General features: G+C 40.5%; 3 protein-coding genes. 1 reads left to right on the top strand and 2 read right to left on the bottom strand.

Features of this window, described 5'->3' with window-relative positions; all coding sequences use genetic code 11:
* Nucleotides 1-281 precede the first annotated feature (281 nt).
* Nucleotides 282-1,535: an MFS transporter gene (locus tag ABXZ32_RS03640; RefSeq protein WP_354617295.1), complete on the top strand. Its 1,254-nt coding sequence runs from the start codon at nt 282-284 to the stop codon at nt 1,533-1,535.
* Nucleotides 1,536-1,609: 74 nt separating this feature from the next.
* Here the strand turns inward: ABXZ32_RS03640 and ABXZ32_RS03635 are convergent, their stop codons facing one another.
* Both ABXZ32_RS03635 and gltB read right to left on the bottom strand, forming a co-directional pair.
* The gene (locus ABXZ32_RS03635; RefSeq protein WP_354617294.1) at nt 1,610-3,076 is read right to left on the bottom strand and encodes a glutamate synthase subunit beta; all 1,467 of its coding nucleotides are present in this window, start codon (nt 3,074-3,076) and stop codon (nt 1,610-1,612) included.
* Between the two features lie 8 nt (nt 3,077-3,084).
* Nucleotides 3,085-7,593, bottom strand: a complete 4,509-nt coding sequence (gene gltB, locus ABXZ32_RS03630; RefSeq protein WP_354617293.1) for a glutamate synthase large subunit — start codon at nt 7,591-7,593, stop codon at nt 3,085-3,087.
* Between the last annotated feature and the right edge of the window lie 114 nt (nt 7,594-7,707).

The raw sequence follows: 7,707 nt of genomic DNA, 5'->3' as shown, positions 1-7,707 counted from the left end.
GCCGATGGTACTGCTATACCAAGTGGGAGAGTAGGTCGCCGCCTTTTTTTGAAGAGCCCTTCATCTAACGATGAGGGGTTTTTTTATGCCATAAAGTGAAATGATAGCTTTATTACGGCACTCCTTTAACTAACATTCTTCCTGCCAAATTTCATATTTCACTCCTATCTCCACATATACTCCCAATAGTCAATTTGATACTTTAAGTATTCCATCTTCGTCCAAGATATTTCAGAAAGGTTTTAGGTATATTGTAGAAAATTTTAGTACATCTCTCTCCTATGAAGCGAAATTATCGGGTAGTAGCATTGATATTGGTAACATTCTTCGTAATCTCCTTTTTGACCAATATATTGGGCGCCCTTAATCCCAGTGTATCTTTAAGTTATGATCTTAGCGAAACTATGGCGGGCTTTTTACCATTTTCATTTTTTATAGCCTATGGCTTTATGTCTATTCCTGCCGGCTTTATCCTGGAAAAATATGGGGAAAAGAAACTATTGGTGGCTGGACTGTTATTGGCATTCTTAGGATCAGTTTTATTTGTAGTTTTTCCATCCTTCCCCATTTTTCTAACCAGTTTATTTGTCATAGGAACGGGAATGGCAGTATTGCAGGTGGTGATTAACCCCTTGCTAAGAGTGGCAGGGGGAGAAGAGAATTTTGCCTTTACATCTGTTTTGGGACAATTGATGTTTGGTGCGGCTTCTTTTATAAGTCCCTTGGTGTATTCCTATATTGTACTTCATGTAGCAAAAAATGAGCCTGGGTCTTCCGTTTTCATAACCTTTCTGTCTGGAATAGTTCCACAAGACATGTCATGGGTGGCCATGTACGCACTATTTGCCGGAATAAGTCTGTTGTTAATAGGAATTGTGACTACCGTTTCCTTACCCCGTATTACCTTGACCACAGAGGAAAAAGTAGGTACAAAGGATATTTACGTGTCGCTTTTCAAGAACAGAATTGTAGTGTTGTATTTTTTTGGAATATTTTCATATGTAGGTGCCGAACAGGGAATTTCTTATTGGATGTCGAAGTTTTTGCAGGTGTACCATGGCTTGGATTATGAAACAATAGGTGCTGGGGCTGTTGCTAATTTTTGGGGCTTGATGACCATTGGAGGTATTTTTGGGCTTATACTTCTTAAAATATGGGACAGTAAGCTGATATTACGAATCTTTGCACTTTTGGCAATTGTTGGTTTTACAGGTGGTTTGTTCGGAGGGGCAAATATTTCATTGTATGGATTTCAATCAAGTGGTTTTTTTCTTTCCGTTATGTTCCCTATAATAGTTTCTCTTGCTTTAAACTCTATCCGTGATCATCATGGATCTATGACAGGAATATTAATGACAGGTATTATGGGAGGGGCTGTGGTGCAGCTGATAATAGGATTTATAAGTGACCTATTTTCATTGAGAATAGGAATGCTGTTGGTGTTCTTGGCCCTTGGATATATATTGAGCATCAGTTTTTGGGCTAAACCCATTATTAAGAATAAGACTATTCGTAGAGGTAAAGAAACTCACTAGAAGTACATATCATACTAATGAAAAGAGCCGTAACTCCTAAAGTTACGGCTCTTGTTATGTCTGTTTTTGGTAAGTTAAACCCTTGGTAGATCTCCATCACCCTTTAATGGCAAATTAGAGGAGCCCATAAGATAAGCATCTACGTGATGCGCAGCCTGTCTCCCTTCTGAAATGGCCCATACGATAAGGGATTGCCCTCGTCGTTGGTCACCAGCCACAAATACGCCAGGAACATTGGTCATATAATTGTCTATAGAGGCCTTCACATTGGTTCTAGGATCCATTTCTAAGCCTAATTGGTCAGCTATAGTGGTTTCAGAACCAGTAAAGCCCAAAGCCAAAAGAGCAAGTTCACATTTCCATTGTTTTTCGGTCCCCGGAACCTCTTTTAAATTAGGGCGCTCTCCAGGTTTGTGGATCCATTCTACTTCGGCAGTGATCAATCCTGTTAAATTACCATCTTTGTCTCCAATAAATTCTTTGGTGGAGATGCTAAAGAAACGTTCCGCACCCTCTTTATGCGAGGAGCTGGTACGCAATCTCATTGGCCAAAATGGCCATGGTTGGTCCTGAGGACGTTCCAAGGTGGCTTTCCCCATAATTTCAAAATTGGTAACGGAAAGTGCCCCATGTCTAATGGAGGTGCCTATACAATCAGATCCTGTATCCCCACCACCAATAACAATGACATCTTTGCCAGTTGCTTTTATTTCTTCCCCTAAGTCTTTAACCCCATCTACACGTTTATTGTTTTGCTTAAGGAAATCCATAGCCTGTACCACGCCCTTAAGATCGGATCCCTTTGTAGGAAGTCCTCTTCTTATGGTTGCGCCACCGGAGAGAACCAAGGCATCAAATTCATTTTTCAGTTCATCTGCGGTTACATCCACCCCAACATTGATACCCGTTTTAAAAACTATGCCCTCTGCTTCCAAAACTTCCAGCCTTCTATCAATAACATGTTTTTCCATTTTAAAATCCGGAATTCCATATCTAAGTAGACCGCCAACTTTTTCGTCCCTTTCAAAAACCGTTACCAAATGGCCGGCCCTGTTCAATTGTTGGGCAGCAGCAAGACCAGCTGGTCCAGAGCCAATAACGGCAATGGATTTACCTGTCCTTTTGGTAGGAGGTTCTGCGGTTATCCACCCTTTGGTAAAAGCCGTTTCGACAATATTTTTTTCTATGTTTTCAATAGAAACAGGGTCTTCGTTGATGCCCAGAACACAAGCTTCTTCACAGGGTGCGGGACATAACCTTCCCGTAAATTCCGGAAAATTATTGGTAGAGTGTAATATTTTCGCGGCCTTTTCCCACTTTCCTCTGTAAACGGCATCATTAAAATCGGGAATTAAATTCCCTAAAGGACATCCGCTATGGCAAAAAGGAATTCCACAATCCATACATCGGGCTCCTTGGTCCTTAAGTTCATTTTCTTTTAGTGGTAAGGTGAATTCCTTGTAGTTCTTTACACGTTCCTCAACAGGAGCGTATTCCTCTATTTTTCTATCGAATTCCAAAAATCCAGTTATCTTTCCCATATCTCCGATTATATTGTTTTTAATTTTTCTTCCTCAAGACGTATTAATGCTTGTCTGTATTCTTCTGGGAAGACCTTGATGAATTTAGGCAACATCTCCTCCCATTTTTCCAAAACACGTTGTGCCAATGGACTAAGGGTTGCATTGTAATGGTTCTCTATCAGCGTTTTTAATTGACTGATATCCTCGCTTTCATTTACCGATAATAAATTCAAGGCTTCCTTGTTGCAATGTTTATCGAATGTTCCTTTTTCATCCAAAACATAAGCAATCCCTCCACTCATTCCAGCTCCGAAGTTTCTACCGACCTGGCCTAGGATAACAGCAACACCACCGGTCATATATTCACATCCATGATCCCCTATGCCTTCAACAACCGCTTTGGCCCCGGAATTACGTACACAAAAACGTTCTCCGGCTTTTCCGTTGATATAGGCCTCCCCAGACGTTGCTCCATAAAGGGTTACGTTACCAGTGATCACATTTTCTTCTGGTTTGAGGGTGGATTTGTACGGGACTTTGATGACTAATTTTGCCCCTGAAAGTCCTTTGCCCAAATAGTCATTGGTGTTTCCATTGACAATCATCGTAAGACCCTTTGTAGCAAATGCTCCAAAACTCTGTCCCGCCGATCCAGTGAAATTCAATTTTAGAGTGTTTTCAGGTAGACCGTCAGCACCATAGATTTTGGAAATCTCATTACTTATAATGGCTCCTACTGCTCTATCTGTATTGCATATTGGAAAATCTAAAGAAATCTTTTCCTTTCTAAATAAGGCAGGATGTGCTTTTCCAATGATTTCAAATTCGATGGACTTGTCTATATGATGTTCCTGTGCCTGGGTATTATAGAACTTTGTGCCTTTTGGAACATTTACCTGGTGCAGGATAGGAGTTAAATCAATTCCTTCTGCCTTGAAGTGTTGAATGGCCTTATTGCGATCTAATTTTTGAACCTGACCAACCATTTCATTTATGGTTCTAAAACCTAACTGGGCCATGATCTCTCTCAGTTCTTGTGCAACGAAATACATATAGTTGACTACATGTTCAGGTTTGCCTTCAAATTTCTTACGAAGTTCAGGATTTTGGGTTGCTATTCCCACCGGGCATGTATTCAAATGACATACACGCATCATGATACAGCCGGAAGCAACCAAAGGTGCGGTGGCAAAACCAAATTCCTCGGCTCCAAGTAAACAGGCAATGGCTACATCCCTTCCAGTTTTTAATTGGCCGTCACATTCTAAAACTACCCTATTTCTAAGGTCGTTCATGACCAAAGTTTGTTGGGCTTCCGCAATTCCAAGTTCCCAGGGAAGTCCGGCATGCTTTAATGAGGTGAGGGGAGAAGCTCCAGTTCCACCATCATGTCCCGAAATTAGGATAACATCGGCTTTTGCTTTGGAAACACCTGCCGCTACAGTACCAACACCAATTTCTGAAACCAACTTTACATTAATACGGGCTTCCCTATTGGCCGATTTTAAATCGTAGATCAATTGGGATAAATCTTCAATGGAATAGATATCGTGATGTGGTGGAGGGGAAATCAATCCTACATAAGGAGTTGAGTTTCTCGTCTTTGCTATGGAAGGATTAACCTTGGGTCCAGGTAATTGTCCTCCTTCTCCAGGTTTGGCTCCTTGGGCCATTTTTATCTGTATCTCCTTTGCACTGGTTAGGTAATTGGAGGTTACTCCAAACCTTCCCGAGGCTACTTGTTTTATGGCGCTATTTTTCCAATCCCCAGTTTGGTTTTTGTAAAAACGCTCAGCATCTTCCCCGCCTTCGCCAGAATTACTCTTTCCGCCAATCCTGTTCATGGCTACGGCCAAATTCTCGTGGGCTTCCTTACTGATGGAGCCATAGGACATGGCGCCAGTCTTAAATCTTTTTACAATTTCTGTCCATGGTTCTACCTCTTCCAAGGGAACCGGGTCATAATTGGAAAATTCAAATAATCCTCTTATCGTCATTAGCCCTTTTGATTGCTCATTGACCAATTCTGAAAATTCCTTGAAAGTTTCTGGCTCGTTGTTACGTACCGATTTTTGTAATTTGGCAATGGTCATTGGATTAAAGGCATGCTTTTCGCCATCCCTTCTCCATCTGTACGCACCTCCAATTTCTAAATCTAAATCTGCAGCAACATCTTGCGTTTTGTACGCTTTTTGATGGCGTTTTGCAATTTCTTTTTCTATCTCGTACAGCCCGATACCCTGAATTCTCGTTGGGGTATTTGGGAAATATTTATCCACCACTTTGGTGTTGAGACCTATACATTCAAATAACTGTGATCCCCTGTAAGAATTTAAGGTAGATATTCCTATTTTGTTCATCACCTTAAGGATTCCCTTTCCTATCGCCTTATTGTAATTCTTAATGGCTTCATCAAAGGAATATTCAGTAATGTCGTGTTCCTCAATTTGTTCTGCAATAATTTCATTGACCAAATAAGGATTAATGGCACTGGCGCCAAATCCGAACAAGAGCGCAAAATGGTGAACCTCACGTGGTTCGGCAGATTCAATGATCACACTTAATTGTGATCGTTTTCTTATTCTCTGTAAGCCGCTATTTACGGAGGAACAGGCCAATAAAGCAGGGATTGGCGCAAGATCCTTACTCACATTCCTATCTGAAAGGATTATAATATTGGCACCTTCATCAATGGCAGTTTCAGCCTGTTTTAATAGTGATGCCAAGGCATCTTCTAGGCCATTTAGCCCTTTTGATATTTCATACAAAGTAGGTATAGAAACTACCTTGTAATTTGGACTGACGTCATAATTTTTAATTTTGTCCAAGTCTTCTTTTGAGATGACAGGATTCTGGATTTTTAATTTTCTACAGTGTTTTTCAGAAAAATCAAAAATGTTGTTATCGCTACCCAAAGTTAAACTGATATCGGTGATCAGTTCTTCCCTAATACCGTCCAAAGGAGGGTTGGTTACTTGCGCAAACAATTGCTTGAAATAGTTATAGATCAATTGCGGCTTTTCCGAAAGTACTGCAATAGGCGTATCAGATCCCATAGATCCCAAGGGTTCCTTGGAGGTTTTGCCCATGGGGAGTATAATAGTATTGATGTCTTCCTGAGTGTAACCAAAAATCGACTTTCTTTTCTCAACGGAGGCTTCATTTAAGAAGAGTGGGCAATCATTATAAGGAATGTCCTTTAAGTGGACCAAATTGTCATTTAGCCATTTTTTATAGGGATGTCTTTGTGCGATTTCCTCCTTGATTTCTTCATCGTTGATGATTCTCCCTTCTTCCATATTTACCAAGAACATTTTCCCTGGCTCCAATCTACCGTGCATCTCTATGTTCTCTGGGGCAATATCCAATACACCCACTTCAGAAGACATGATCACATATCCATCTTTGGTCACCGAATATCTGGAAGGACGTAGGCCATTCCTGTCCAAAACTGCTCCAATGTAATTTCCGTCCGTAAAAGGAATGGAAGCGGGACCATCCCATGGTTCCATCATACAGGAATTGTATTCGTAAAAGGCCCTTTTTGCTTCGGACATCTCAGGATTCTTTTCCCAAGCTTCCGGAACCAATATCATCATTACCTCCGGAAGGGATCTTCCAGTCATCAATAAAAGTTCAACAACCATATCCATAGTGGCCGAATCTGATTTTCCTGGTAGAATAACAGGGAGGACATTTTTTATCTCATCACCAAACCAATCGCTTTTCATTAGCTCTTCCCGAGAAACCATTCTAGAAACATTGCCCCTTAGCGTATTTATTTCACCATTATGACACATATATCTAAAGGGTTGTGCCAAATCCCAGGTTGGGAAGGTATTGGTGGAGAAGCGCTGGTGTACCAATGCCAAACGTGTTACAACTCGAGGATCCATTAGGTCCCTATAGTATAAGCTGATATCTTCGGGCATTAATAGCCCTTTGAAGATGATTATTTTAGTAGATAGACTGGGAACATAGAAGAAATTGCTCTCTGAAAGTTTAGAGGCTATTATCGTGTGTTCTGTTGTTTTTCTCGCAATGAAAAGTTTAAGGTTGAAGTCAAAAAAACTTTGATCATTGTCCTGTTTCGCGATAAAAACCTGCCTTACAAAAGGTTCTGTTTCTGAAGCAATTCTTCCAGGAATCGATTTATTCACCGGAACATCTCTCCAGCCCAGTAATTTTAGGCCCTGTTTAGCGATGTTCTCCTCAAAAATTGAAATGCAGAACTCCCTTTGGTTTTGTTTTTGGGGTAAAAATATATTACCAACGGCGTAGTTCCCTGCTGTTGTTAGTTCAAAATCACATACTTCGGTAAAGAAATCATGGGGTATATCGATAAGAATTCCGGCACCATCACCGGTTTTTCCATCAGAGCTTACTGCTCCCCTGTGCTCCAATTTCTCCAATATTTCTAGCGCCTTGTGGATAATATCGTTTGACTTATTTCCCTTTAGGCTACATATAAATCCTGCTCCACAGTTATCATGCTCAAATTCCGGTAGGTACAACCCTTGCTTTATCAACTTCATAAATTATGGTATTTCTTCAAAAATATCATATTTAGTGCATAAAATGCACCTTATGAGTTATAATGTAACAAAAAAAGCAGTGTTTGGAATATATCATTGAAAAATATTCATATT

This window comes from Sediminicola luteus (assembly GCF_040566555.1).
GTDB lineage: Bacteria > Bacteroidota > Bacteroidia > Flavobacteriales > Flavobacteriaceae > Sediminicola.
The sequence above is the reverse complement of the archived record's forward strand: the minus strand, read 5'-3'. Positions and strand labels throughout refer to the sequence as shown.

Bases quoted from the DNA above. Each gene is read 5' to 3' on its own strand.
- ABXZ32_RS03640 (WP_354617295.1), top strand. From the start codon at position 282: ATGAAGCGAAATTATCGGGTAGTAGCATTGATATTGGTAACATTCTTC.
- ABXZ32_RS03635 (WP_354617294.1), bottom strand. From the start codon at position 3,076: ATGGGAAAGATAACTGGATTTTTGGAATTCGATAGAAAAATAGAGGAA.
- gltB (WP_354617293.1), bottom strand. From the start codon at position 7,593: ATGAAGTTGATAAAGCAAGGGTTGTACCTACCGGAATTTGAGCATGAT.